Annotated in this window: 20 protein-coding genes; 4 read left to right on the top strand and 16 right to left on the bottom strand. The window is 73.3% G+C overall.

The features are described from left to right. Nucleotides 1-63: 63 nt before the first annotated feature. Genes pcaB through OG446_RS35485 form a run of 5 tightly spaced genes read right to left on the bottom strand, consistent with a single transcriptional unit; the run spans nt 64 to nt 4,431 of the window. On the bottom strand, nt 64-1,506 hold the full coding sequence (pcaB, locus tag OG446_RS35505) for a 3-carboxy-cis,cis-muconate cycloisomerase (RefSeq protein WP_328898519.1): 1,443 nt from the start codon (nt 1,504-1,506) through the stop codon (nt 64-66). Between the two features lie 40 nt (nt 1,507-1,546). After that, entirely contained in the window at nt 1,547-2,161 is a 615-nt protein-coding gene (pcaG, locus tag OG446_RS35500) for a protocatechuate 3,4-dioxygenase subunit alpha (RefSeq protein WP_328897893.1), read from the bottom strand. After that, a complete protein-coding gene (pcaH, locus tag OG446_RS35495; protein WP_328897892.1) occupies nt 2,161-2,958 on the bottom strand; it encodes a protocatechuate 3,4-dioxygenase subunit beta in 798 nt (265 codons plus the stop codon). Before pcaH ends, pcaG begins: the two co-directional genes overlap by 1 nt. A gap of 43 nt (nt 2,959-3,001) precedes the next feature. After that, the gene (locus OG446_RS35490) at nt 3,002-3,649 is read right to left on the bottom strand and encodes a CoA transferase subunit B (RefSeq protein ID WP_328897891.1); all 648 of its coding nucleotides are present in this window, start codon (nt 3,647-3,649) and stop codon (nt 3,002-3,004) included. After that, nucleotides 3,646-4,431, bottom strand: coding sequence for a CoA transferase subunit A (locus OG446_RS35485; protein WP_328897890.1), 786 nt, complete (start codon nt 4,429-4,431; stop codon nt 3,646-3,648). Before OG446_RS35485 ends, OG446_RS35490 begins: the two co-directional genes overlap by 4 nt. A 190-nt stretch (nt 4,432-4,621) precedes the next feature. Between OG446_RS35485 and OG446_RS35480 the strand changes: the two genes are divergently transcribed. The 3 genes from OG446_RS35480 (at nt 4,622) to OG446_RS35470 (ending at nt 9,880) form a co-directional block, all read left to right on the top strand. Further along, on the top strand, nt 4,622-6,286 hold the full coding sequence (locus tag OG446_RS35480; RefSeq protein ID WP_328897889.1) for an IclR family transcriptional regulator domain-containing protein: 1,665 nt from the start codon (nt 4,622-4,624) through the stop codon (nt 6,284-6,286). Between the two features lie 231 nt (nt 6,287-6,517). Then, nucleotides 6,518-8,152 carry a ribosomal protection-like ABC-F family protein gene (gene abc-f, locus OG446_RS35475; protein ID WP_328897888.1) on the top strand — a complete coding sequence of 545 codons (1,635 nt, stop codon included), beginning with the start codon at nt 6,518-6,520 and terminating at the stop codon, nt 8,150-8,152. A gap of 78 nt (nt 8,153-8,230) precedes the next feature. After that, nucleotides 8,231-9,880: an ABC-F family ATP-binding cassette domain-containing protein gene (locus OG446_RS35470; RefSeq protein WP_328897887.1), complete on the top strand. Its 1,650-nt coding sequence runs from the start codon at nt 8,231-8,233 to the stop codon at nt 9,878-9,880. A gap of 189 nt (nt 9,881-10,069) precedes the next feature. Here OG446_RS35470 and OG446_RS35465 read toward each other — a convergent pair whose 3' ends face one another. From OG446_RS35465 to OG446_RS35430, 8 genes are all read right to left on the bottom strand, one after another. After that, nucleotides 10,070-10,324 (bottom strand): hypothetical protein, encoded by a 255-nt coding sequence (locus OG446_RS35465; protein ID WP_328897886.1) that lies wholly within the window; start codon nt 10,322-10,324, stop codon nt 10,070-10,072. Nucleotides 10,325-10,420: 96 nt separating this feature from the next. Then, nucleotides 10,421-12,610: an alpha-galactosidase gene (locus OG446_RS35460; protein WP_328897885.1), complete on the bottom strand. Its 2,190-nt coding sequence runs from the start codon at nt 12,608-12,610 to the stop codon at nt 10,421-10,423. A 63-nt stretch (nt 12,611-12,673) separates the two neighbouring features. Continuing rightward, on the bottom strand, nt 12,674-13,441 hold the full coding sequence (locus tag OG446_RS35455; RefSeq protein ID WP_328897884.1) for an NPP1 family protein: 768 nt from the start codon (nt 13,439-13,441) through the stop codon (nt 12,674-12,676). A gap of 334 nt (nt 13,442-13,775) precedes the next feature. Continuing rightward, nucleotides 13,776-14,471 carry a hypothetical protein gene (locus OG446_RS35450; protein WP_328897883.1) on the bottom strand — a complete coding sequence of 232 codons (696 nt, stop codon included), beginning with the start codon at nt 14,469-14,471 and terminating at the stop codon, nt 13,776-13,778. A gap of 457 nt (nt 14,472-14,928) precedes the next feature. Further along, nucleotides 14,929-16,065: an XdhC/CoxI family protein gene (locus OG446_RS35445; protein WP_328897882.1), complete on the bottom strand. Its 1,137-nt coding sequence runs from the start codon at nt 16,063-16,065 to the stop codon at nt 14,929-14,931. Beyond that, complete coding sequence (locus OG446_RS35440; RefSeq protein ID WP_328897881.1) at nt 16,058-18,220, bottom strand: xanthine dehydrogenase family protein molybdopterin-binding subunit; 2,163 nt, start codon at nt 18,218-18,220, stop codon at nt 16,058-16,060. Before OG446_RS35440 ends, OG446_RS35445 begins: the two co-directional genes overlap by 8 nt. After that, complete coding sequence (locus OG446_RS35435; protein ID WP_328897880.1) at nt 18,217-19,209, bottom strand: FAD binding domain-containing protein; 993 nt, start codon at nt 19,207-19,209, stop codon at nt 18,217-18,219. The genes OG446_RS35440 and OG446_RS35435 overlap by 4 nt, the downstream gene beginning before the upstream one ends. Beyond that, on the bottom strand, nt 19,206-19,763 hold the full coding sequence (locus OG446_RS35430; protein ID WP_328897879.1) for a (2Fe-2S)-binding protein: 558 nt from the start codon (nt 19,761-19,763) through the stop codon (nt 19,206-19,208). The genes OG446_RS35435 and OG446_RS35430 overlap by 4 nt, the downstream gene beginning before the upstream one ends. A 237-nt stretch (nt 19,764-20,000) precedes the next feature. Here OG446_RS35430 and OG446_RS35425 point away from each other — a divergent pair, with 237 nt between their 5' ends. Beyond that, nucleotides 20,001-20,594, top strand: coding sequence for a TetR/AcrR family transcriptional regulator (locus OG446_RS35425; RefSeq protein WP_328897878.1), 594 nt, complete (start codon nt 20,001-20,003; stop codon nt 20,592-20,594). Between the two features lie 18 nt (nt 20,595-20,612). Here OG446_RS35425 and OG446_RS35420 read toward each other — a convergent pair whose 3' ends face one another. The 3 genes from OG446_RS35420 to OG446_RS35410 all read right to left on the bottom strand — a co-directional run bounded on the left by OG446_RS35420 (nt 20,613) and on the right by OG446_RS35410 (nt 24,602). Next, the gene (locus tag OG446_RS35420) at nt 20,613-21,860 is read right to left on the bottom strand and encodes a vWA domain-containing protein (protein ID WP_328897877.1); all 1,248 of its coding nucleotides are present in this window, start codon (nt 21,858-21,860) and stop codon (nt 20,613-20,615) included. Further along, on the bottom strand, nt 21,857-23,113 hold the full coding sequence (locus OG446_RS35415; RefSeq protein WP_328897876.1) for an AAA family ATPase: 1,257 nt from the start codon (nt 23,111-23,113) through the stop codon (nt 21,857-21,859). The genes OG446_RS35420 and OG446_RS35415 overlap by 4 nt, the downstream gene beginning before the upstream one ends. A gap of 67 nt (nt 23,114-23,180) precedes the next feature. Beyond that, nucleotides 23,181-24,602, bottom strand: a complete 1,422-nt coding sequence (locus tag OG446_RS35410) for a hypothetical protein (protein ID WP_328897875.1) — start codon at nt 24,600-24,602, stop codon at nt 23,181-23,183. Between the last annotated feature and the right edge of the window lie 152 nt (nt 24,603-24,754).

Raw genomic sequence — 24,754 nt, 5'->3', positions numbered from 1 at the left:
GGTGCGGGCGTGCCGTCGCCGGACAGCCGGTGCGGGTCGGGGTCGTTGTGTACGGTCTGCGCGTCATTCCGGAACGGTCGCCCCGTCGTGGTGCCGGCGCAGCGCTCGGTCGACGAGAAGGCCGGCCGATCCCGTGTATCCGGACGGGTCGGTGAGGGTCCGCAGCTCGTCCGGCGACACGATGCCCGCCAGTGCGGGGTCCTGGGCGAGGACTTCGTGGAGGGGGGTTCCCTCGCGGGCCGCGCGGGCGGCTCCCCCGGTCACCGCCGTACGGGCCGCGGCCCTTCCCATCCTGGCCGAGAGGACGGCGGTGAGCCGTTCGCTGACGATCAGTCCACCGGTCGCGCCGAGGTTCGCACGCATGCGCCCGGGGTGGACCCGCAGCCCCTCGGTCAGGGCGGCCGCCGCGTCGGCGGCTCCTCCCACCGTGCGCAGCGCCTCCCGCAGGGGCTGCCATTCGGCATGCCAGGCTCCGGGCGGGCGCTCGTCCTCGGCGGCGAGTGCCCCGTACAGGATCCCTGCCAGCACGGGGACCTGGCGGGCGGCCGAGGCGATCAGGACGGCACGGGCCGGATTGGCCTTGTGCGGCATCGCCGACGAGCCGCCGCCGGTGCTCTCGGAGACCTCACCGATCTCGGTGCGGGAGAGGACGAGGACGTCCGCGGCGAGTTTCCCGAGCGCCCCGGCGGTGAAGGCCAGCGCTCCGGCGAGGTCGGCGAGGGGGGTGCGCAGGGTGTGCCAGGGCAGTGGGGGCACCTTCAGCCCCGTCGCGTCGGCATACGCCGCGACGAGGTTGAGGCCGGTGTCCCGGTCCGTCGCCGGGAGCTCGTCCGCGACCGGCTTCCCGGGCTCCGCGAAGGCCGCGAAGGCGGCCAGCGTCCCTGCCGCGCCGCCCAGTTGCACCGGAAGGGTGTCCAGGACCGTCGCGATCCGGTCGCGGGCATCGAGGACCAGACTGCGCCAGCCCGCCGCCTTCAGGCCGAAGGTCGTGGGCACGGCGTGCTGGGTGAGGGTGCGGCCCGCCATCGGCGTGTCCCGGTGCGCGGCGGCGGTGAGCGCGAGAGCTGCGGCGGCTCGGTCCAGGTCGGCCAGGATCAGCCGCAGGGCCTCGGACGCCACCAGCATGGCGGCGGTGTCGAGGATGTCCTGGCTGGTCGCGCCCCGGTGGACATGGGCGGCGGCGTCCTCGGACCGTTCGGCGACCACGGCCGTCAGGTCGGCGGCCAGCGGGATGACCGGGTTCCCACCCGAACGGGCCCGCAGCGCCAGGGAGCGCGCGTCGAACCGGGTGGCGTCGGCGGCGGCCGACGCGACGGTGTCCGCGGTTCCGGCCGGGGCGTGGCCGAGTGATTCCTGGGCGCGGACGAGCGCCGTCTCGGCGTCGAGCAGGGCGCGTACGTATGCGGCGTCGCCCGTCGCGTCCTCGACCGCCGTACCGGCGCGGACGGGTGCCAGCAGGCCGACGTCCGCCGCCGCGTCAGCCGAAGCCGCCGGGCCGGCATTCACCACGTCACCCGGAGCCGCCGGGCCGGGGTTCGCCGCCTCGTCACCCGAAGTCAAGGAAGACCGTCTCCTCATGTACGCCGTCGTACTGCAGACGGATGTCGAATCGGTGGACGCCGGTGTCCTCCGGCGTGGTGAGGAGGGTGGCCCGCCGCTCCCCGGGAAGGTCCGCGAGCAGCCCGTCCCGGTCGAGACCGGCGGCGTCGTGCAGGTAGGCGCGGGTGTGCAGGTGGTGCGTCAGACCGCGGGCGAAGACGACGATCGCGAGGTACGGGACTCCGCCCGGCGGCAGCGTCGTGACGGTGTAGTGGCCGTCGGCGTCCGTCGGCACCCGGCCGAAGCCCGTGAACGCGACTCCGTGGCGGCCGATGACCGCCCCGGTGACGGGGTCGCGGCGCAGCGAGCCGGGCGCCCCGCGCCGGGAGCCGTCTGGTGCGGGCTGCCAGACCTCGATCAGGGCGTCGGGCACCGGTTCACCGGCCCCGTCGAGGACGTGGCCGTGCAGTACCACCGTGCCGGCTCGGCCGGGAGGCGCGATGTCGCCGCCGCCCGGGAAGGGCAGGGCGTACCCGTAGAAGGGGCCGACGGTCTGGGACGGGGTGGGCGGGAGCCCTCGGGACGAGGCACCGGGCGCGGTGGCGGGTATGACGGCGGACATCAGCGGCCCTCCTCGATCCAGGTGGCGGACGGGCCGTCGAGAACGATGTCCCAGCGGTAGCCCAGCGACCATTCGGGGGTGGACAGTTCGTGGTCGTACGCCGCGACGAGACGGCCTCGGGCGTCGTCGTCGGTGACGGACTGGAGGATCGGGTCGTAGGCGAAGAGCGGATCGCCCGGGAAGTACATCTGGGTGATCAGACGCTGCGTGAACGCGGCCCCGAACAGCGAGAAGTGGATGTGCGCGGGGCGCCACGCGTTGGTGTGGTTGCGCCAGGGGTAGGCGCCCGGCTTGACGGTGACGAAGGAGTACCCGCCCTGATCGTCGGTCAGGCAGCGTCCCACGCCGGTGAAGTTCGGGTCGAGGGGGGCGGGGTGCTGGTCGCGCAGGTGCGCGTACCGGCCCGACGCGTTGGCCTGCCAGATCTCGACGAGCTGGCCGCGCACGGGGCGGCCCGACCGGTCGAGGACCCGCCCGGTGACCGTGATCCGCTCCCCCAGCGGCTCTCCCTGGTGCTGCCTGGTCAGGTCGTGGTCGAGTTCGGTGATGTCGGTGACGCCGAAGACGGGCCCGGTCAGCTCGACGGCCTCCGGGCCGGCGCCCATCGGGATCAGTGGCTGCTTCGGGTGCCGCAGGGTACTGCTGCGGTAGGGCGCGTAGTCCCGGGCGGGGTGCGGGCGCACGGGTGCGCCGCCGGCCAGCGACGTGGCGTAGTCCGTGCGCGCCGCGGTGATCTCGGCGGTGATGTCGGCCTGGGTCAGGGCGCGGGGACCGGCCGGAACGGTCGGGTTACTCATGGGTGCGGGTGCTTCCTTTTTTTGGTACGGGGCGGCTGCCCGCTCACGGCGTGGTCTCTTCGGTGACGAGGACCGGGGCGGCGGTCCGGGCGAGCACCTCCGCGACGTCGACGCCGGGTGCGGTCTCCACCAGGGCCAGCCCGGCGGGGGTCACGTCGAGCACGGCGAGGTCCGTGATGATCCGGTGGACGCAGGCCCGGCCGGTGAGCGGGAGGGTGCACTCGTCGACGATCTTCGGGCTGCCGTCCTTGGCCGTGTGGGTCATCGTCACGATGACGCGGCGGGCGCCGTGCACGAGGTCCATGGCGCCGCCGATCCCGGTCACGAGCTTTCCGGGAACGGCCCAGTTGGCGAGGTCGCCGCGGGCGGACACCTGCATGGCGCCGAGCACGGCCGTGTCGATGTGCCCGCCGCGGATCATGCCGAAGGAGAGCGCCGAGTCGAAGAACGAGGCCCCCGGCAGGACGGTCACCGTTTCCTTGCCCGCGTTGATCAGGTCGGGATCGACGTCCTCGTCGTACGGGAAGGGGCCGGTGCCCAGAATGCCGTTCTCGGACTCGAGCACGACGTGCACACCGGCGGGCAGGTGGTTGGGGATCAGCGTCGGAAGGCCGATGCCCAGGTTGACGTACTCGCCGTCGCGGAGCTCGGTGGCCGCGCGGGCGGCCATCTCCTGGCGGTTCCAGCTCATCGGTGGCCGTCCTCGTCCGGGTGGGTCCGTGGTGTCACGGTGCGCTGTTCGATCTTCTTGTCGGCGGCCTGCTCCGGGGTCAGTGCGACCACGCGCCGGACGAAGATGCCGGGCAGGTGCACGTGGTCGGGGTCGATCTCGCCGGGTTCGACCAGTTCCTCGACCTCGGCGATCGTGATGCGGCCCGCCATGGCGGCGAGCGGGTTGAAGTTGCGGGACGCCTTGTTGAAGACGAGGTTGCCGTGCCGGTCCCCCCTGGCCGCCCTGACGAGCGCGAAGTCCGTGCGGATGCCGCGCTCCATCACGTAGGGGGTGCCGTCGAAGTCGCGTACCTCCTTGGCCGGAGAGGTGATGGCGACGCCGCCATTCCCGTCGTAGCGCCAGGGCATGCCGCCGTCGGCGACGAGGGTGCCGACTCCGGCCGGGGTGTAGAAGGCGGGGATGCCCGCCCCGCCGGCGCGCAGCCGCTCGGCGAGGGTGCCCTGCGGGATGAGTTCGAGTTCCAGCTCGCCGGCCAGGTACTGGCGGCCGAACTCCTTGTTGCCGCCGATGTACGAGCCGGTGACCCTGCTGATCCGACCGGCGGCCAGCAGGACCGCGAGCCCGGAGTCCTGCGCGCCGCAGTTGTTGGACACGACGCGCAGGTCCCCGGTGCCCCGCTCGTGGAGGGCCGCTATCAGCGCGTCGGGGACACCGCTGAGCCCGAAGCCGCCCACCGCGACCGAGGCGCCGTCCGGCACGTCGGCCACGGCTTGCGCGGCGGAGGCGACCACCTTGTCCATGGGACCGTTCCTCACTTGTTCGCGCCTGATCGCGCTTGTTCGCAGAGTGAAGTTTCTTTCACTATTCTTGGCACGGAGTCTGCCGCCCGCCCGGTGCCCTGTCAACGGTCGGCGTCCCCCAGCGGCCGGGCGCACGCCCCCACCTGCCGGTGTTCACTACTGTGTCCCCACCACGCCCGACGGAGAGCCGATGCCACCGACCCACACGCTCCAGCAGACCGAGACGCCGGCACCGGCCGAAGCCGTCGCCCCGCTCATGCGCGGCATCGCGGTCCTGCGCCGGCTCACCGACGAGGGCGGGGCGATGAGCCCCAGCGCGATCGAGCGGGCGACCGGTCTGGCCCGGTCCACGGTCGACCGGATCACCGCGACCCTGGCCCGCATGGAGTACGTGCGGATGGACGGGCGCGACGTCACGCTCGCGCCGCGCCTGATGGAGCTGGGCAACGCCTTTCTCTCCGCTCTCCGCCTCCCGTCGCTGCTCGGCGGGCGCGCCGACGCGCTGGCCGACGAACTCGACGAGTCGGTGTCCCTCGCGGTCGGCGACGGCGACGGCATCCGCTTCGTCCATCAGGCCACCCGGCGTCGCGCGATGTCGCTCAGCTTCCGGATCGGGGACCTGCTGCCCGTCGAACGCACCGCCCCAGGGCCGCTGTTGGCGGCCGGCTGGGATGCCCGGGAGTGGCAGCGGTGGCGGGAGCGGCGGGCCACGGATCCGGAGGGCCTGACCTTCGCCGCCGTCCCCCCGCATTCGCCCCCGGACGAGAAGGAGTTCGCCGCACGGGCGGAGCGGGCGCGCCGCGACGGCTGGGCACTCGACGACCAGTTGATCGAGCCCGGACTCGTCGCCCTCGCCGCACCGGTCCGCTCCCCCGACGGCCATGTGGCCTGCCTCGTCAGCGTCGTGAGCCACACCAGCCGGCACACCGCGGCCGCTCTGCGCGACACCCTGCTGCCCCGGGTGCTGACGGCCGCGGCGGCCATGGAACAGGACCTCCGGCAGGCGCCGCCCGCCGCCCCGGACTCCCCCGCGGCCCTGGCCTCCTGGACCGGCGCCTCCAAACAGGAACTGGGGCGCGAGTTCAACGAGTCGCTCGCCCGCGGCCTGACCGTACTGGCCGCCTTCGGTGAGGGCCGTGACGCCCTGACGCTGACCGAGGTGGCCCGGGCCACCGGACTGGCCAGGGCCACCGCCCGGCGGGCCCTGATCACCCTGGAGCACCTCGGTTACGTCACCGTGCGGGACCGGTCCCACCACCTCACCCCGCGCGTGCTGGCCCTCGGATACCCGCCGCTGTCCGTCGCGACGCTGCCGCAGATCGCCCAGCCGCACCTGACCGCGCTGACCGGACAGGTCCGTGACTCGGCCTCGCTCGCGGTGCTCGTCGGCGACGACATCCAGTACACCGGACGCGTGGCGACCCGCCGCATCATGAACGTCAACATCACGGTCGGCACGCGCTTCCCCGCACGCGCGACGTCGATGGGCCGTGTGCTGCTCGCCGCGCTTCCGGAGGCGGAGCGCGACAGCCGCCTCGCGCGGACCGAACCGTACGCCCTGACCCCGTACACCGTCACCGGATCCGACGAGCTGCGGGCAGTCCTGGACCGTGTCCGTGCGGACGGGTACGCGCTGGTCGACGAGGAGCTGGAAGTCGGGCTGCGGTCGGTCGCCGTCCCCGTCCACGACCGCCGCGGCGCGGTCGTGGCGGCGGTCAACGTGGCCATGCACAGCAGCAGCCGCACGCTGGAGGAATGCGTCACGGACGTGTTGCCCCGGCTGCGAGCGGCGGCCGGACGCATCGAGGCCGACCTGCACATCACCGAACAGTACGTCCGGGTGCCGGCGATGTGACGCATCCGGGCCACCCGGCTCGTTTGCTAAGATCGTCACGCCGTTCAGCGTGTAACGAGGAGACCGGACATGGCAGGCGACGACGACATCTCCGGGTGATACCCGGAGCCGATCGGCCACCGCGGGCGCCCAGGGGCGCCACCGCAGTGGCCATGTCGTTGTTCCCCTTTCGGCCACTCCTCCGGGGCGGCACTCCGTGCCGACCCCGGATTCACACACGAGGTCTTCCGTATGTCCGACGCATCCGTCATCTGCTCGAACCTCTCCTTCTCCTGGCCCGACGACACCCCCGTCTTCGACGGCCTGTCGTTCACCGTGGGCATCGGCCGCACGGGTCTGGTCGCACCCAACGGGTCCGGCAAGAGCACCCTGCTCAAACTGATCGCCGGGGAGCTCCGCCCCTCAGCCGGATCCGTGACCGTGGGCGGCACGCTCGGCTACCTCCCGCAGAGCCTGCCCCTGACCGGCGACCTGTCGGTGGCCGAGGTCCTGGGCGTCGACGCGGTGATCCGCGCCCTGGACGCCGTCGAGTCCGGCGATGTGGGCGAGGAGCACTTCGCGGTCATCGGCGACGACTGGGACATCGAGGAGCGCACCCGTGCCCAGCTGGACCGGCTCGGGCTGGAGGACGTCTCGCTCGACCGCAGCACCGGCACGCTCAGCGGCGGTCAGGTCGTCTCGCTCGGACTGGCCGCCCAGCTGCTGAAGGGGCCCGATGTGCTCCTGCTCGACGAGCCGACCAACAACCTGGACGGCGACGCCCGCCGCAGGCTCCACGAGACGCTGGAGGCCTGGAACGGCACCCTGCTCCTCGTCAGCCACGACCGCGCGCTCCTCGACCGCATGGACCGCATCGCCGAACTCGGTCCGGGTGAACTGCGTCTGTACGGCGGCAACTTCACCGCGTACGAGGAGGCCGTGCGGGCCGAGCAGGAAGTGGCCGAGAAGAACGTCCGCAACGCCGAGCAGGAACTGAAGCGGGAGAAGCGGGAGCTGCAGCAGGCCCGTGAGCGGGCCGAGCGCCGCGCGAGCAACGCGGCCCGCAACCTCAAGAGCGCCGGTCTGCCGCGCATCTTCGCGGGGAACATGAAGCGGGGCGCCCAGGAGTCCGCGGGCCGGGCAGGTCAGACACATGCTGCCCGGGTCGGGGACGCCAAGGCACGGCTGGACGAGGCGGGCCGCGCGGTGCGCGACGAGCAGCGCATCACGCTCGACCTCCCGGACACCGACGTTCCGGCCGGACGCACGGTACTGCTCGCTGAGCGGCTCCAGGTCCGGTACGGGGACCGGGAGCAGTTCCCCGGCCGGGGCGTCGACCTGACGATCCGGGGCCCCGAACGCATCGCCCTCACCGGGCCCAACGGGGCGGGCAAGAGCACCCTGTTGCGCCTGATCAACGGCGATCTTCCGCTGGACGGCGGGGAGATCAGGCGGGCCGACGGGCGGATCGCCTACCTCTCGCAGCGCCTCGACCTGCTGGACCTCGACCGCACGGTTGCCGAGAACCTCGCCGCGTTCGCCCCGCACCGGGCGGAGGCGGAGCGGATGAACCTGCTCGCGCGCTTCCTGTTCCGCGGTGACCGTGCCCACCTTCCCGTCGGCGTGCTGTCCGGCGGCGAGCGGCTGCGGGCCACCCTGGCGTGCGTCCTGTGTGCGGAGCCGGCCCCGCAGCTGCTGCTCCTGGACGAGCCGACCAACAACCTCGACCTGGTCAGCGCAGACCAGCTGGAGAGCGCGCTGGGCTCCTACCGGGGGGCGTTCGTCGTCGTCAGCCACGACGAACGGTTCCTCGAACGGATCGGGGTGGACCGGTGGCTCAGGCTGGCCGGCGGGGAACTGGTGGAGACCGGAGCGCCGCAGACGTGACCTTCTGACCGGCCGTCCTGGCCCGCGCCCGAGGCCGAGAGCCCGGCGGGCCGAGAACCGACCACGTTGGAGGCAACGATGAGCAACCCCGCACCCCCGCCCGCCCTGCTCGCCCACGACCTCGTCCGCACCTTCGGTGCGCGGCGCGTACTCGACGGGGTGTCACTCACCGCGTCGCCCGGCCACCGCGTCGGCCTGATCGGGGAGAACGGGGTCGGCAAGTCGACTCTGCTACGGCTCCTCGCCGGGGCGGACGAACCCGATTCCGGCAGCGTCACCCGGCCCGCCGACGTGGGCTTCCTGCACCAGGAGATGGCGTTCAAGGCCGGCTCGACGATCACCGACGTCCTGGACGACGCCCTGCGCGAGGCCCGGGCGGACCTGGCGGAGCTCGACCGGCTCTCCGCGCTGCTCGCCGGCACCCCGCAGAGCTCCCCGGACCACACCGCGCTGCTCGCCGCGTACGGCGGACGCCTCGAACAGGCCGAGGAACGCGAGACGTGGGACGCCGACCGGCGGGCCGCGATCCTGCTCACCGGGCTCGGCCTCGGTGCGCTGGAGCACGGGCGGACCCTCGGCTCGCTCTCGGGCGGGCAGCGCGGCCGTCTGGCACTCGCCGCCCTGCTGGTGCGGCGGCCCTCCGCACTGCTGCTGGACGAGCCGACCAACCACCTCGACGACGAGGCCGCCGCGTTCGTCGAGGAGCAACTGCGCGGCATGCCGGGACCGGTGGTGATCGCCAGCCACGACCGGGCCTTCCTCGACGCCGTCTGCACGGACCTGATCGACCTCGATCCGGCCGTCGACGGCCCCGTACGGTACGGCGGCGACTACAGCACCTACCTGACCGAGAAGCGCGCCGAACGGGCCCGCTGGGAACGGCGTCACGCCGAGGAGCAGCAGGAACTGGAGGCCCTGCGGCGCTCGGCCGATGTGACGGCGCGCATGGTCGCACCCGACCGCGGTCCGCGCGACAACGAGAAGATGGGCTACGGCCTGCGGGCCGGCCGCGTGCAGAGCCAGATCGCGCGCCGGGTCCGCAACGCCTCCCGCCGGCTGGACGAGCTGGAGCGCAACCGGATCGGTGAGCCGCCCCCGCCACTGCGGTTCCGTTACACCTCACTGGCCGGGCCCTCCGCGGAGGGCACGCTCGTGTCCCTGCGCGGGGTACGTGTCCCGGGCCGCCTGTCCGTCGACCGCCTCGACGTATCGGCGAGCGAACGCCTGCTGGTCACGGGCGGCAACGGCTCGGGAAAGTCGACGCTCCTGGCGGTCCTCGCGGGCACGCTCGCCGCCGAGGGCGAGGTGGGCCGGCGGCCGGGGCTGACCGTGGGGATGCTCACCCAGGACACGGAGTTCGCCCGGCCGGACCGCACCGTCCGGGAGACGTATGAGAAGGCGCTCGGCTTCGAGCGGGCCGAGGCAGTGCCGTTGGCCTCGCTCGGGCTGATGCACGAGAGGGACCTTGGCAAGCCGGTGGGTCAGGTGTCGGCCGGCCAGCGTCGCAGGCTGGCCCTGGCCGTGCTGACAGCGCGCCCGCCGCAACTGCTGCTGCTCGACGAGCCCACGAACCACCTGTCGCCGCGCCTGTGCGACGAACTGGAGGAGGCCCTGGGCACGGGCCCCGGGGCCGTCGTCCTGGCCAGCCACGACCGCTGGCTGCGCAGACGCTGGCAGGGCGGGGAACTCCGGCTGCACCCGGCAGGGGAGGACCGGAGCACGGGCTGAGCGTCACGCCTCCCCCGCGGTGCGGGCACCCGTCCGGGGCCGTGCAGTGGAGTCCCCGCAGGAGGGCGAACCCGGCACACCTGCGCGGGCCGGGCGGCCGTCCCGCCCCGCGACGCCGCTCGCGGCATCGCGGGGCACGGGACCCCGGGCGGCCGGCGCTCGTTTCCCCGCGCGCCGGCCGGAGGCTCATCACTCCGCCTGCGGTCCCGTCGTGCGCAGCCGCTTCACCGTCCGCGCCGAGACCGCGCGGGGCGCATGGACCGCCGGCGCCGACAGCAGTCCCTCCCCGGCGTCGAGGAGTCCCGCGTCCACGGCCGACCGGTAGCCGACGCACGCCTCGGCCGGGCGTCCCTGTTCCACTCCTCCGCCGGGCCTCCCTGTTCCCACTCCTCCGCCGATCGCGGCCCCTGCGGCGATCAGCGACGTCACCACCGCCTCGTCCACGGCTGTCCCGCCTCCTGTCGCATCGGATGCCGGGCGCCGCGAACCCTGTGGACCCGGCCCCGCCATGGTGCCCGGCGGAGCATGACCGGGGACGTGTCAGTGCGCCGGATCGGTGGCGGCGGCCTCGATCAGCAGGGCCTGCCCCGGGTTGAGCGTCGGCATCGGAAGCCCCGCCCCGGTCAGGACCGTACCGGGCATCGGCACCCAGTCCTCGACTGCGGCCCGGAACCAGGCGGGCGCGACGACCTGGTGCATGGAGGGCAGCCCGGCCTCCGTGCGGATGCGGACCCGGTAGGACCGGCCGGGGGCGAGCCCGGGAAGCGGGACGCGGCCGGACTGGGCCGGCACGGAGGTCTCCGTCCGCGCCCAGCAGTACAGCGCTGCACCGGCGTCCGGTGCGACGACGCCGTGCAGGTACGTCGCGTCGTCGGCGAGGTCCGCCCTGACGACCCGCCCTCCGTGCAGCAGCCCCCGTACCTCCTTGTAGAGCGCCGCCCAGCGGGTCAGTGCCGCCCGCTCCGCGGGGGTGCGCGCCGTCAGGTCGTCCTCGATGCCCGCATGTCCGAACAGCGCGGTGATCAGGCGGAACGAGTCGTCGGAGACCCGGCCCGTCGTGTGGCTGCGCGGACCCCCGACATGGGCACCGATCAGTTCGGGAGGCAGCAACTGTCCCGTCCAGCGCTGGATGGCCTGGCGCTCCACCGGGTCGTTGCAGTCCGAGGCCCACACCCGGTCCGTGCGGGCGAGGACGCCGAGGTCGACGCGTCCGCCGCCGCTGGAGCACGATTCGATCTCCAGGCCGGGCCGGCGGGACCGGAGCGTGTCCATCAGCCGGTACAGGGCCCGTGTCTGGGCGTGCACCCCCGGCCGGTCTCCGCCGTGCGCGTCACGGTGGACCGCCTCGTGCAGTTCCCGGTTGTGGTCCCATTTCAGGTAGTCGATGCGGTACTCGGCGACGAGCGCGTCCAGCGACTCCAGCAGATACGCGAACGCGTCCTCGTGGGCCACGTTCAGCACGTACTGGTGGCGGGAGCTCGGACCGAGGCCCGCGGACGGGCCGAGGATCCAGTCGGGGTGCTCGCGGGCGAGGCGGGACCGCAGGTTCACCATCTCCGGTTCCACCCACAGTCCGAACTGCATCCCGTGGGCGTGCACCCGATCCGCCAGCGGGGTCAGGCCGTCGGGCCACATCTGCGGGTCTACGGTCCAGTCGCCGAGTCCGGCCGTGTCGTCGCGCCTGCCGAGGAACCATCCGTCGTCCAGGACGAGGCGTTCCACCCCGACCGCGGCCGCGTCGTCGGCCAGTGCGAGGAGCCGTTCGGGGCGGTGGTCGAAGTAGACGGCCTCCCAGGTGTTCAGGGTCAGCGGACGGGGTGAGGACGGGTGCCCGGGCCGGGAGCGGAGCATCGTGTGGAAGCGGCCGGCGAGCCCGTCGAGGCCTTCGGCGGACCAGGCGAAGTAGCACTCGGGCGAGGTGTGGCTGTCGCCGGGGGCGAGCCGGATCTCGCCGGGTGTGAGCAGTTCGCCGCCGCCGAGGACGCCGCCGTGCACCCCGGCGCCCTCGGGCAGCCGTTCGGCGAGCCAGCGCTGGTTCCCGCTCCAGCCGACGTGCAGGGCCCAGACCTCGCCCGTACGGAATCCGAATCCGGGTACGCCGACCGTCAGCAGATGGGGCGCGTCCAGTCCGGGGCGTCCCCGGCGGACCTCACGGACGTGGCCTGCGAAGGCGAGCCGGCCTCGTTGCGGGGAGCGTTCGCGGCACCACTTGCCGGTGAAGTCCAGGATCTCCTGGGCACGGTTCGGCACCGGAAGCAGGGCGGTGGTGGAGGCGAGGTCGTACGGGGCGGGGCCGGGAGCTCCGGCCGGGCAGGACACCCGGGTGCGGACGGCCAGGACACCGGACGGGTCGAGGCGGTAGGTGAGGCCGAGGTCGAGCCCGGCGTCGGTGTCGCGCAGGGCGATGACGAGTGCGTCCGGGCTCTCCTCGGCGCCGGTCATCGTGACGCGGGGTGCGGTGGCCGTCCCGGCCCGGTGGCCTTCCTGGGCGGGGGTTCCCGACCAGCCGTCGGCCTGGGTGGGCCAGACCGTGAACTGCCGCGGCTCGTCGAGCGCACAGTGCAGCGAGGCCGCGTCCGCCGACAGTGCCAGGGCCGCGAGACCGTCGTCGGTCAGCTCCCCGAGGTCCTCGCCCCAGTGCAGGACGCGGGGCAGCGGAGTGCGGAGCTCGACGACGAAACTCACCCCGGCCGCGCGCAGGTGTGCGATCCGGGTGGTGCTGCGGGTCATGCCGTGTCCTCTCGGAGCCGGTGGGGCGCGATCGGTCTCGCCCCCCGCACGCTTCGTGGCCGGTCAGGCGTAGGGGTCGAAGGGGATCCCGGCGGGCTTCGCCCGGTCGAGATGGGAGGCGAAGTTGCCGTCCTTGAGCCCGAACACGGCGCTTCCGAAGTCGGCCTGGACCAGCTTCTCCCGGATGCCGGCGGGGTACCCGTTCCAGCCGACCAGATCGGGGAACTGCCATTGGTGGTAGTGGTTCTCCGGGGGCTCGTCGCCCGTGGTCGCGCGGCGGAAGCAGTGCGTTCCGATGCCGTCCTTGTGATAGACGACCTTCGGGTGGGTCCCGTCCCACAGCATCCCGTCGCGGCCGTACACGTTGAAGTCGCCGTGGGCGGAGGTGGACACGTACTTCGCCTCGTTGTCCTGCACCCACACCACGACATGCTCCCAGTCGTGCCGGTGGCCGCCGAGACCGCTGCCGGCCACGGCCTGGTCCTTCTCGAAGTAGAGGCCGTACATGATGGCGCACCAGCCGTTGTTGCACAGGGAGCGTGCGTAGCCGTTGGTGTTGTCCAGGTCCCAGGAGTCGTGACAGCTGCCGTTGACGGCGCCCGTCGTCTTCAGGCCGGGTGCCACGGTCCCGTCGGCGCCGATGGCGGGTGTCGGATAGCAGCCGTCCCCGTCGTAGTCGAAGGCGGGCTGGAACGTCTGCTCCAGCCCGTCCGCGTTCGCGGGCAGAGCGCCCGGCACAGCCGCGAACGCGCTGCCGGACGTGGCGACGACCAGGGTCGCGGCAGCGGACAGGGTGAGTAACGCCTTGCGGAGCCGTCCTGGGTTCTTCACTGTTTCCTCCTGGATCACGCCTGCCGGACTCGGCCAGCCATGGCATGCCCATGTCTAAGGCCGGGGAACCCCGTGACACCCGTCCGTGATCGCCTTCGCGTCATCCGTCACGCGTGGTCCAGGAAGCAGTGGGCGGTGATACGGCGGGCGGGACAACCGAGTCCCGCGTCCGTGAGCAGACGCACGAGGAACTCGCCCGTACGAGCGGCGGACGGGGGGCGGGCGCAGGGCCGAGCGCGTGACGGAGGTGCTGCCAGACCGTGTTGGTGAATGCGGCCTCGCCCATGACCGGCAGTCAGCCCCGCCCCACTGACATTCGGCGCCTGCCATGGGTTCAGCGCAGCAGGGCTGCGCGCAGGGTGATGCCGTGCCGTGTACGCAGCCGCCGCAGCTCCCACATCGCCGCCGCGGTGACCGTCAGCGGGGCTCCGAGGAGGAACACCAGGCGCACGCCGAGCGGCACACCCTCGTAGGCACCCCGGAACACGTCGAAGAGGGCGACCTCCCAGACGAGCAGCGTCGCGAGCAGCGGGGGAACCGTCTCGTGGAGGTCCGCCGTCCTGAAGACGTGCACGAGCGCCTGCGCGATGCCGTAGAGCGCGAACGGGGCGAGCCACAGGAGGAAGGCGCCCAGGGCGAACAGCAGCACCACCCGCCCTGCGGACGCCGTCCAGTCCGTGTTCTCGTCGACGTATCCCAGGCCGGTGATCAGTCGCGGCACGGCGAGCGTGGTGACCAGGGCCAGCAGCGCCCCGGCGGGCTTCGCCGCGCGGCGCAGGAACAGACGCCGGTGGGGCGGCCGGGCCGCCGTGATGAACACGGCGACGGCGACCGGGAACGTGACCCCCAGCGCGATGAGGGTGGTACGGATCTGGCCGAAGCGGTCGTCGACCACGGCGTCGGCGTCCGGCGCCGCTCCGTAGGACAGCAGCATCCAGGTGACAGCGATCAGACCGACGACCGTCCGCAGGATCTGCACCCGCTTCACCACCGGGTCGTTCACCCGGTCCGGCCGGGATGGCGTGAACACGGCGCGCCCCACGGCGATCGGATTGAACAGACGCCCGAAGGTCAGCCGCCGTGCCGGACGCGGCGGCACGGCCGGCCAGACCGCACCCGGTGGAGGTCCTCCCCCGTACGGGTTCCACGGAGCCCCGCCCCCGCCACCGCTCATCCCCGCGTCCTCCCTGTCGTGCGAACTCCCAGTGCGAGCTTATCCGTCAGACACCGTGCGAGAACGTGGCACGATGCGGCGCATCACGCCGAACCGAAAGGCCCATGCCGCGTAGCCGGCCAGGACGCGACCGGGCCCGCGTTCCCACCCGACTCCGGGACGACGAATACGGCAACGTGCGCGGGGAATGCTGCGGCGCAGCCCCTTCGAAGCCGAAGCCCGCCGCCTCCTGACTGCCGTCATGCATGCCGTGTCCCTCGACGCGCACGCGAACTCCGGCAGACCGTCGCCCGGCTCGACGGCTGACCGTGGCCTACGGCTTCGGGCGGGTGCGAAGCACGGTGTCGACGTCACGGTGAATGGGCGTCCGCGATCCGGTCAGCGGAGCGCCCGTTCCGCCCCGGCGCTCCGCCACGATCTCCGCCGCGATCGACAGGGCGGTCTCCTCCGGCGTACGGGCGCCGAGGTCGAGCCCGATCGGGGAGCGCAGGCGGCCCAACTCCTCCTCTGTCACACCGGCTTCGCGCAGCCGCTGGTTGCGGTCCTCGTGCGTGCGGCGCGATCCCATCGCACCGACGTACGCGACGGGCAGGCGCAGGGCCGTCTCCAGCAGCGGAATGTCGAACCTGGCGTCATGGGTGAGCACGCACAGGACGGTGCGCTCGTCGGTGACGGCGCTCGCGAGGTACCGGTGCGGCCAGTCGACCACCACGTCGTCCGCCTCGGGGAAGCGGGCCCGGGTGGCGAAGACGGGCCGGGCGTCGCACACCGTCACATGGTGGCCGAGGAACTTGCCCGCCCGCACCAGCGCCGTGGCGAAGTCCACGGCGCCGAACACGATCATCCGGGGCGGCGGCACGCTCGACTCCACGAACAGCGTCAGGCCGCCCGGGCAGCTCGTCCCGTCCTCCGCGATCTCCACGGTTCCGGTACGACCGCCGTCCAGCAGGGCCCTGGCCTCCGCGGCAGCCGTGCGGTCCAGGGCCGGGCGCCCGTCGAGGCCGCCCTCGTACGATCCGTCGCCCCGGACCAGCAACGCCCGGCCGAGCAGCGCGTCCGGCCCGCGGACCACCCGGGCGAGCGCCACCGGCTCGTCGCGGCCGGCGGCCGAGAACGCCGCCCGGAACACCGGCTCCTGGGAACGCACCGGTGCGACGAGGACGTCGATCACGCCGCCGCAGGTGAGTCCCACGGCGAAGGCGTCCTCGTCGCTGTACCCGAACCGCTCCCGCACGGTCCGGCCGTCCTGGAGTGCCTGGACGCACAGTTCGTACACGGCGCCTTCCACACAGCCGCCGGAGACCGACCCGATGACGGTGCCTTCGCCGTCGACGGCCAGGGCCGCGCCCGGGGCGCGCGGCGCACTGCCGTCGACCGCGACGACCGTGGCGACGGCGAAGTCGCGGCCCTCCTCGGTCCAGCGCTGGAGGGCCGCCGCGATGTCAAGCACCCCGGGGTTCCTCCGCAGCCCGCTGCCGCGCCTCATCCGCCGCCGCGAGGACGCGGTCGGGACGGATCGGCAGACGGCGGTGGCGTACCCCGGTCGCATGCCACACCGCGTTGGCGATGGCGGCGGCGACGCCCACGATGCCGATCTCGCCGACGCCCTTGATCCCGACCGGGTCCTCGGGGTCGTGGTCCTCCACCCAGCCCGCCTCGATGTGCTGTACGTCGGCGTGGGCGGCGACGTGGTAGCCGGCCAGGTCGGCGTTGACATAGCCGCCGGACGCGGCATCGCGGACCGCCTCCTCGTGCAGGGCCATGGAGAGCCCCCACGTCATGCCGCCGACGAGCTGGCTGCGGGCGGTGAGCGGGTTGACGATGGTGCCGGCGGCGAAGATGCCGAGCAGCCTCCGGACGCGTACCTCGCCGGTGGTGATGTCCACGGCGGCTTCGGCGAACTGCGCCCCGTAGGCGTGCCGTTCCTTCTGTGCGAGGGCCGCGATCGCTTCGCTGGTGTCCGAGCGGGTGGTGATGCCTTCCGGCGGAACGGATCCGCCGAGGGCGAGGAGTTCGCGCAGTTCGTCCGCCGCCAGTCGCACCGCCCAGGCCCAGGAGCGGGTGCCCATGGAGCCTCCGGCGATCCATGCCGGGCCCAGGTCGCTGTCCCCGAGGCGTACGCGGATGCGGTCCGGTGTCACCCGCAGAGCGTCCGCGGCGACCGCGACCATCGCGGTCCGGGCGCCGGTCCCGATGTCGGCCGCGTTGATCCCCACGGTGAAGCTGCCGTCCGGCTGCGCGGTGACGGCCGCGGTGGACGGGCCGGCGCCGGCGGGGAAGGATGCCGCCGCCATGCCGGTCCCGAGGAGCCAGCGTCCCTCGCGGCGCAGTCCGGGCCGGGGGTCCCGGCCCGCCCAGCCGAATCGGCGCGCGCCTTCCTCGAAGCAGGCGAGCTGGTTGCGGCGGCTGAACGGGAGCCCCGACACGGGACCTGCCGCGGGCTGGTTGCGCGCGCGCAGCTCGATCGGGTCCAGGCCGCACTTCTCGGCCAGTTCGTCGATGGCCGATTCGAGGGCGAAGGAGCCGGGCGTCTCCCCCGGAGCCCGCATCCAGGTGGGGGTCGGCACGTCGAGCCGCACCAGCTGATGCCCGGTGCGATGGGCGTCGGCGTCGTACATGGTGCGTCCCACGTTCGCGCTCGGCTCCACGAACTCGTGCACGGTCGACGTGAGGCTCAGCGACTGGTGGTCGAAGGCCCGCAGTCGGCCGCCGGTGTCGGCTCCGAGCGTGACCCGCTGGAGGGTGGGGCTGCGGAATCCGACCAGCGAGAACATCTGGCGGCGCGTCAGCACGACGCGGACGGGCCGGTGGAGCAGGGTCGTCGCCATGACGGCCGCCACCTGGTGGGGCGACAGCCCCTTGGACCCGAAGCCGCCGCCCACGTGCTCGGAGCGGACCCGGACGGACGACGGGTCGAGGGAGAAGAGCGACGCGAGTTCGCCGGCCACCCAGGAGGTGCCCTGGTTGGAGTCGAGGACGTCCAGTCGGCCGCCCTCCCACCGGGCCGTCGCGGCGTGCGGCTCCATGGAGTTGTGGTGTTCCTCCGGGGTGGAGTACTCCTCGTCCACGACATGGGCGGCCTCCCGGAGTTGAGCCTCCAGGTCCCCCTTCTCCGTGTCCGCCTGAGCCATCGTGTGCTCGTCGGGGGTGTACGCACCGGCGTGCCCGGCGACGAACCCCACGTCGTGCGGTTCCTCGTCGTAGCGCACCACCAGGGCCTCGGCGGCCGCCCGGGCCTCCTCGGACGTCTCGGCGACGACCAGTGCCACGGGCCAGCCCATGAAGGGCACCCGGTCGTGCTGGAAGATCCCGACGACCGGGTTGGGCGGTCCCAGCATGCCCATGTACGCGGTGTCGACCCGCGGTGCGTTCTCGTGGTGGAGCACGGCGAGGACACCGGGCATCTCCCGGACGGGCGCGTCCTCCACGGACCGGATCCGGCCGCGCGCCACGGTCGACAGCACCAGCCAGCCGTGGGCCAGTTCGGCGAAGGGGATCTCGCCGGCGTAGCGGGCCGCGCCGGTGACCTTGTCCCTGCCCTCCACGCGGGTACGGGCGGAGCCGACCGCTCCCGTGACGGTGGTGTTCTCGGTCGTGGTGGTCATCGGGCGGCCTCCTCGGAGAGTTCGGTGAGCACGGCCGTGACGAGGTTGCGCATCAGGGTCACCTTGTATCCGTTGTCCTGAAGGGGCTCGGCCGCCGCGAGTTCGGCGTCCGCCGCGGCGGCGAACGCCTCCGCGTCCGCGGGGCCGCCGGTCAGGGCCCGCTCGGCGGTCCGGGCCCGCCAGGGTCGGGATGCCACCGCGCCGAGGGCCAGGCGCACTTCGCGTACGACGCCGTCCTGAACGTCGAGCGCCGCGGCGACCGAGCCGATCGCGAACGCGAAGGAGGCCCGTTCACGCACCTTCCGGTAGCGGGAGCGCGCGGCGACGGCGGCCGGGGGCACGGTGACACCGGTGATCAGTGCGCCGGGCGGGAGGGCCGTTTCGAGGTGCGGGGTCTCCCCCACCGGCAGATAGAAGTCGGCGACCGCCAACTCACCCGGTCCGTCCGCCGTTTCGTACGTGATGACCGCGTCGAAGGCCGCCAGCGCGACCGCCATGTCCGAGGGGTGCGTCGCCACACAGTGCTCGGAGGCGCCGAGGATCGCGTGGTTGTGGTGTTCGCCCGCCCGTGCGGGGCAACCGCTGCCGGGGGTGCGCTTGTTGCACGGCTTGGCGATGTCGCCGAAGTAGCCGCAGCGGGTCCGCTGGAGCAGGTTCCCACCGACGGTGGCCATGTTGCGCAGTTGTCCGGAGGCACCGGCCAGAACCGCCTGCGCCAGGGCCGGGTAGTGCCGGCGGACTTCGGCATGGGCGGCAAGGTCGCTGTTGGTGACGGTCGCACCGATGCGCAGTCCGCCGTCGGCGGTGAACGCGATCTCGCCGAGCGGGAGTTCCTGGACGTCGACGAGAAGAGTCGGCCGTTCCACCCCGGTCTTCATCAGGTCGACGAGATTGGTGCCGCCGCCGAGGAAGCGGGCGCCGGGGTCCGCCGCGAGCAGGGCCACGGCCCCGGAGACGTCGAGGGCACGTTCGTATCCGAATTCCCTCATGCCACAGCCTCCTTGGCGTCTTCCGCGGACAGTTCCGCCGCACGCGCCACGGCCTGCACGATGGACATGTACGCGCCGCAGCGGCAGAGGTTGCCGCTCATCCGCTCGCGGATCTCCTCCGCGGTGAGGGCGGGCACCCCCGCCTCGGGCCGGATGTCGTCGGTCACGGCGCTCGGCCAGCCCGCCGCGTGTTCCTCGATCACCGCGAGTGCCGAGCAGATCTGGCCAGGGGTGCAGTAGCCGCACTGGTAGCCGTCGAGGTCGAGGAAGGCCTGCTGTACCGGATGCAGCCGGTCTCCGTCGGCGACACCTTCGATGGTGGTGATCGCACGCCCTTCGGCGGCGACCGCGAGCTGCAGACAGGCGACGGTCCGCCGCCCGTCGAGCAGGACGGTGCAGGCACCGCACTGCCCCTGGTCGCAGCCCTTCTTGGTGCCGTTCAGATCGAGACGCTCACGTAGGGCGTCGAGGAGAGTGGTGCGGTGGTCGACGGGCAGCGTGTACTTTTCGCCATTGATGTTCAGGGTGATGGCACTGGACGTCGATGGGGCCATGATCAGCCTTCTTTCGCATTGCTTATGCGCGTCGAACGAGACGTTCCCGGCAGCGTGCCGGGAGGGTGAGGGCGGTTCGGGTGGGGGGCGGGCGACAAGGGGGAGCCGGTCGGCCACATGGGCTGGATCTACCGCTACCATGGAGGAAGTGGACACCTGTCCGCTTATCCGTCGAACCTAGCGGACAGCTGTCCGCTTAGCAAGGCCGTCGTGGCCGCGTGTCCGGAAGGAGGAGGCGTGGACGAGGAGAAGTGCACGCCCCAGCGTCCGGACGCGCAACGGAACCGCGAGCGCATCCTGGCCGTCGCCCTCGTGGAGCTGACACGGTCGGCCGACGCCCCGGTGAGCACGATCGCGAAGAAGGCCGGTGTCGGGCAAGGGACGTTCTACCGCAACTTCCCGAACCGCGAGGCGCTCGTCCTGGAGGTCTACCGCTACGAGATGCAGCAGGTCGCGGACACCGCGGCCCAGTTGCTCGCGACCCGCACCCCCGACCGGGCGCTGCGGGAGTGGATGGACCGGCTGGCCCAGTACGCCATGGCCAAGGCCGGCCTGGCCGTGGCCCTGCGCGCGACCGCCGGCAGGTACGGCAGTCTGGCGCAGGTCGGCCACGGCCCGGTGACCCGTGGCGTCACGCTCCTGCTGCACGCGAACGAGGAGGCGGGCACCATCCGCCCGGGCATGACCCCCGACGACTTCATGCTCGCCATCGCCGGTCTCTGGCAGCTCGACCCGCAGAGCGACTGGCAGCCGAGGGCCGCCCGCCTGTTCGACCTGGTCATGGACGGGCTGCGGGCGGGAGCGCCCGGCGCGGGCGGCGCGCCGGCGTAACCCCGGACTCCGTACGGTTCACGACGCGGCGGCCCCGATCACCACCGTGCGCGCCCACGCGGGCGGTTCGTCGGGAACGTACTCGGAATCCTCGTCCCACCGCTGCTCATGCGGCCGGTCGAACAGACCCACCACCGTCCGGCACGGCGGCGGCGCGCCGGGCCACGGGGTCTGCCCGTCGGTGAGGGCCACGATGACATCGGGCCGGGGCTGCGACCGGAGCGCTTTGGCGAATCCCGAGCGCAGATCCGTGCCGCCACCGCCGACCAGCGGGATTCCCTCGGCACGGCACAGCGGGTGGACGACCCTGGTCGCCGCATCGCACGCCAGGACGGTGACCAGATCCCGCCGGCCGCCCACGGCCCGGGAGATGGCGGCGACCTCCAGCAACGCACTGCCCAGTTCGGCGTCGCTGACCGAACCCGAGGTGTCGATGACCACCGCGACGCGCGGCGGCCTGCGCCGCAGGCTCGGCAGCACCACACCGGGCACGCCTGCGGAACGCCGGGCCGGGCGGCCGTACGTGTAGTCCTCGCCGGTCCCCGGCCCCGACACCGCCGACCGGAGCGCCGCCCCCAGCAACTGCCGCCACGGCTGGGGCGGGTGGAACGCCTCCCGTGCCCACCGCTTCCACCCCTTCGAAGCGTTCCCCGGCCGGCCGACGATGCCCTGGGCCACCCGGAAGCGCACCGCGTCCCGCTCCTGTGCGCTGAGACCGTGGGCCCCGTCCGGCCCCAGGTCCCACTCGCGTTCCAGCCCGTCGGCTCCGCTGCCGCAGTCCAGCCAGGCCAGGTGCTGGGTACGCGGTCCGAGCCGGAACAGGCGCAGGTAGTCCTCCATGAGTTGCCCCTCGGGCAGTTCGAGATGCCGGGGCTCCACCGCCCCCGCCGGCCGCACGAGCCCGTCGCCGAACACGTCGTCGTTGATCTCGCAGTCGGCGGCGATGTTCATCCGCAGCCGCTCCGCCGGACCGGCCGGGCCGTGCTCCCGTACGAACCGGTCGCTGCGCCCGTGGTGATCGCGCAGGAGGTGCGACACCTCGTGGACCCACACGCCGGCGAGTTCCTCCACCGGTGTCCGGTCCACGAAGCCGGGCGAGGCGTAGCACCGCCAGTGCCGGTCGACGGCCATGGTCGGGACCCGCCGCGACTCCACGAGGTGCAGGGCGAACAGCGCGGTCGCCAGGTAGGGGCGGGCCCGGGCCGCCTGCAACCGGGCGGCGTAGAGCTTGTCGAGGTCCAGGGCCCCCGGTTCGCCCGGGGTCATCGGCGGACCCTGGTGGCGGCCGCGGCGCGGGCTGCCGCCTGCTCCGCGCGCCGGGAGAGCGACACGGTCCCGGCGAGCGCCTCGATCGACTCCGGCACGTCCCAGTCCTGCTGCCGCAGGGTGGCGAGTGTCGTGGCGGGGACGACGACCAGGTCCGGGGCCCCCGTCTCCAGTGCCCGGACGAGCAGGGCCCACGCCGCGTCCCAGCGGGCCTTCTCCGGAGTCCGGCGGACCGCCGCCACCACGCCGTCGAGCACGGCCTGGCGCAGATCCCCCCGTTCGGGCAGCTCGGCGCCCGCCGGGTCGGCGAGCAGCTCCTCCGGGTCCGGCAGGTCCATCCGGTCCAGGCTCGCCAGCAACTCCAGCCCCGGCCCGTCCCCCACCGCACCCCTGACGAGCAACGACAGCACGTCGCGCGAGGCGTCGGCCGCAGTCGCGAACGCGATCAGACGCAGCGTCATCTCCCAGCTCCGCGGGGAGGGCCAGGCCCCGCCCCGGCGCGTCTCCCCGCTGGGCAGCCGGTGCACGAGCGCGGGGCGCGCGGACAGCAGACCGCACACCGCGCGGCGGGCGAAGTCCACGGCCTCCGTGAACCGTTCGGGGGCGAGCTGCGGCAGGGTGGCCCGCGGCCACGTCCCACCCAGTCCGCGCACCACCACCTCGTGGTCGTGGACCCATTGGAGATGCACGAACCGATTGGCGAGGGGCGGGCTGAGCTCCCATCCGTCCGCTGCCGACGAGCGGGGATTGGCGGCTGCAACGATCCGCACACCCGGCGGGAGCCGGAGCGCGCCGATCCGTCGCTCCAGGACGAGACGGAGCAGGGCAGCCTGCACGGCGGGCGGGGCGGTCGACAGTTCATCGAGGAACAACAGCCCACGGCCGGCCCGCACCAGGCGCACCGCCCAGTCCGGCGGCGCCATCGGGACGCCTTGTTCCGCGGGATCGTCGCCGACGATGGGCAGCCCCGAGAAGTCGGAGGGCTCGTGCACGCTGGCGATCACCGTGGTCAGCGGGAGATCCAGCGACTCGGCGAGCTGGGTGAGGGCGGCGCTCTTGCCGATCCCCGGCTCGCCCCACAGGAGGACGGGCAGGTCGGCGGCGACGGCCAGGGTGAGGGCCTCCAACTGCGTGTCGGGGCGTGGTTCGGTGGTGGTGTCGCTCAGGAGGGCCATCAGTTCCCCCGCGACGCCCAGTTGGGACGCGGGGTCGTGGTGGGTGCCGGTGGGCGCGGGCAGGGTGTGTGTGGGCATGGGTGATCACCTGAGGGGTCTCGGTACGGAGGGAACGCGAACGGAGGCGTGGGGCGCGGGGCCCGGATCAGCGGACGGTGGCGAGGCGCGGACGCCGGTACGGGTGGCGGTCCCGGGAGCGCCGGTGCTCCGGGAGGGGGTGGCGAGGACCGGCCCCGGCGAGGTCCGCCCGGAACAGTCCGTAGTCGATGCGCCGCCGCGCCGCGGTTTCCAGCTCGTCCCGGAGCGGGCCGCTGCGCAGGACGGCTCCGGGACCCAGCAGCCCTTCGACGACGGCCAGTGCGCCTTCGATGTCGCCGTGGTCCAGACGTTCCCGGACACCGGTGAGGCAGTCGGGGCGGCGGTGGGCCTCGTCGATGGCCTGGAGGCAGGGCATCGGTGTTCCGGTCAGGGCGGCCAGGAGTTCCTCACGGCGGAGTTCGGCCGGGTCGTGGTCGAGCGGCGCCAGCACCCCGTCGACGAGCCCGATCCGGTGCCGCGCTCCTCGGCACTCCACGAGGCGCGGCTGCCCGGCCCCGCCGGGGGCAGGTGCGGGCCCCATCGGCGCATACTCCGGAATCAGTGCCCCGGCGACGAGGGGGTGCAGCCGGTCGGCCCCGATCGCCCCGCTGCGGATCAGTTCCAGGTCGGGCAGCGCCCAGACGGCCGCGTCGGGCAGGACCGGAAGCACGCATCCGGCGGTGTCCGGGGACGCCTCCGCGATCCGCAGTGCGGGCTGCCCGGCTCCGTCACCGTGCTCGTTCCGTTCGAGGAGCAGCCGGTGCCGGCTGCCGAACCGCACGACGAACGGGCCGGTGGACCGGGCCTCGGCGCGCAGCAGCAGCGCAGCCTCGGCCGCCCACCGCCCGGTGGCGCAGCGCCGGCCCGGCGGGATCAGGGCCCGTACGCCCGCCTCCACGCCCGCACCGTCAACGGCATCGGCATCGGCAGGCGGGCGGTCGGCCCCGGACCGGATGCGCAGCTCGCCCGTCCTGCGGGCGTCCCACAGATGGCGGTGCAGGTCGAGGCGGAAGCGCCGGCTGGGGCGGGGATGCGGATGGCGGCGGGCGCCCGCGTCGGAGCGGGAGCCGTCCCACAGCGCGAGGCTGATCCGCTGGCCGGCATCGGCCCGGGCCGGTGGGGTCCTGACCACGAGATGCAGGGAGTTCCGGTCGCCCGGCTCCCCGGTTTCGTACCGTGCCAGAGCCATCGTCAGACCCGGGCGCAGCAAGCCGTGCGGTGCGATTCTCGGCAGGTGCCAGCGCAGCAGGTCCGGCACCAGATGGCGCAGGTCGGCCCGCACCCGGGCGGCGAGTTCCCGGCCGTGTGTGTGCGCCAGGGTGCGGAGTCGGAGATCGACGTCGATGCCCGCGGCGGCGCATGCCCCGGCCCAGTCGCCGGCGCGGCGGCGGGCGGTCGCGGTCTCGATCATGGAGGGCGGCACGGCGAACTCGCGTACGCGCAGCCAGAAGGTGAAGAAGGGATCCCTGTTCGCGTTCTCAGTGAGCATCAGCACTCACCTTGCGCGGACGGGTCCCCCAATCCGAGAGCAGTGTGTGTTGTCATCGGGAGGCAGAGTAGCGGCCCGCTCGGACGCCCGCCAGGCAATTTCGCGCGGCTCCTTCCGCATCCGGCGCTCGCTCCAGGCAGACGAGGACGTAC

It is taken from the genome of Streptomyces sp. NBC_00236, assembly GCF_036195045.1.
Classification (GTDB): Bacteria; Actinomycetota; Actinomycetes; order Streptomycetales; family Streptomycetaceae; genus Streptomyces.
The sequence above is the reverse complement of the archived record's forward strand: the minus strand, read 5'-3'. Positions and strand labels throughout refer to the sequence as shown.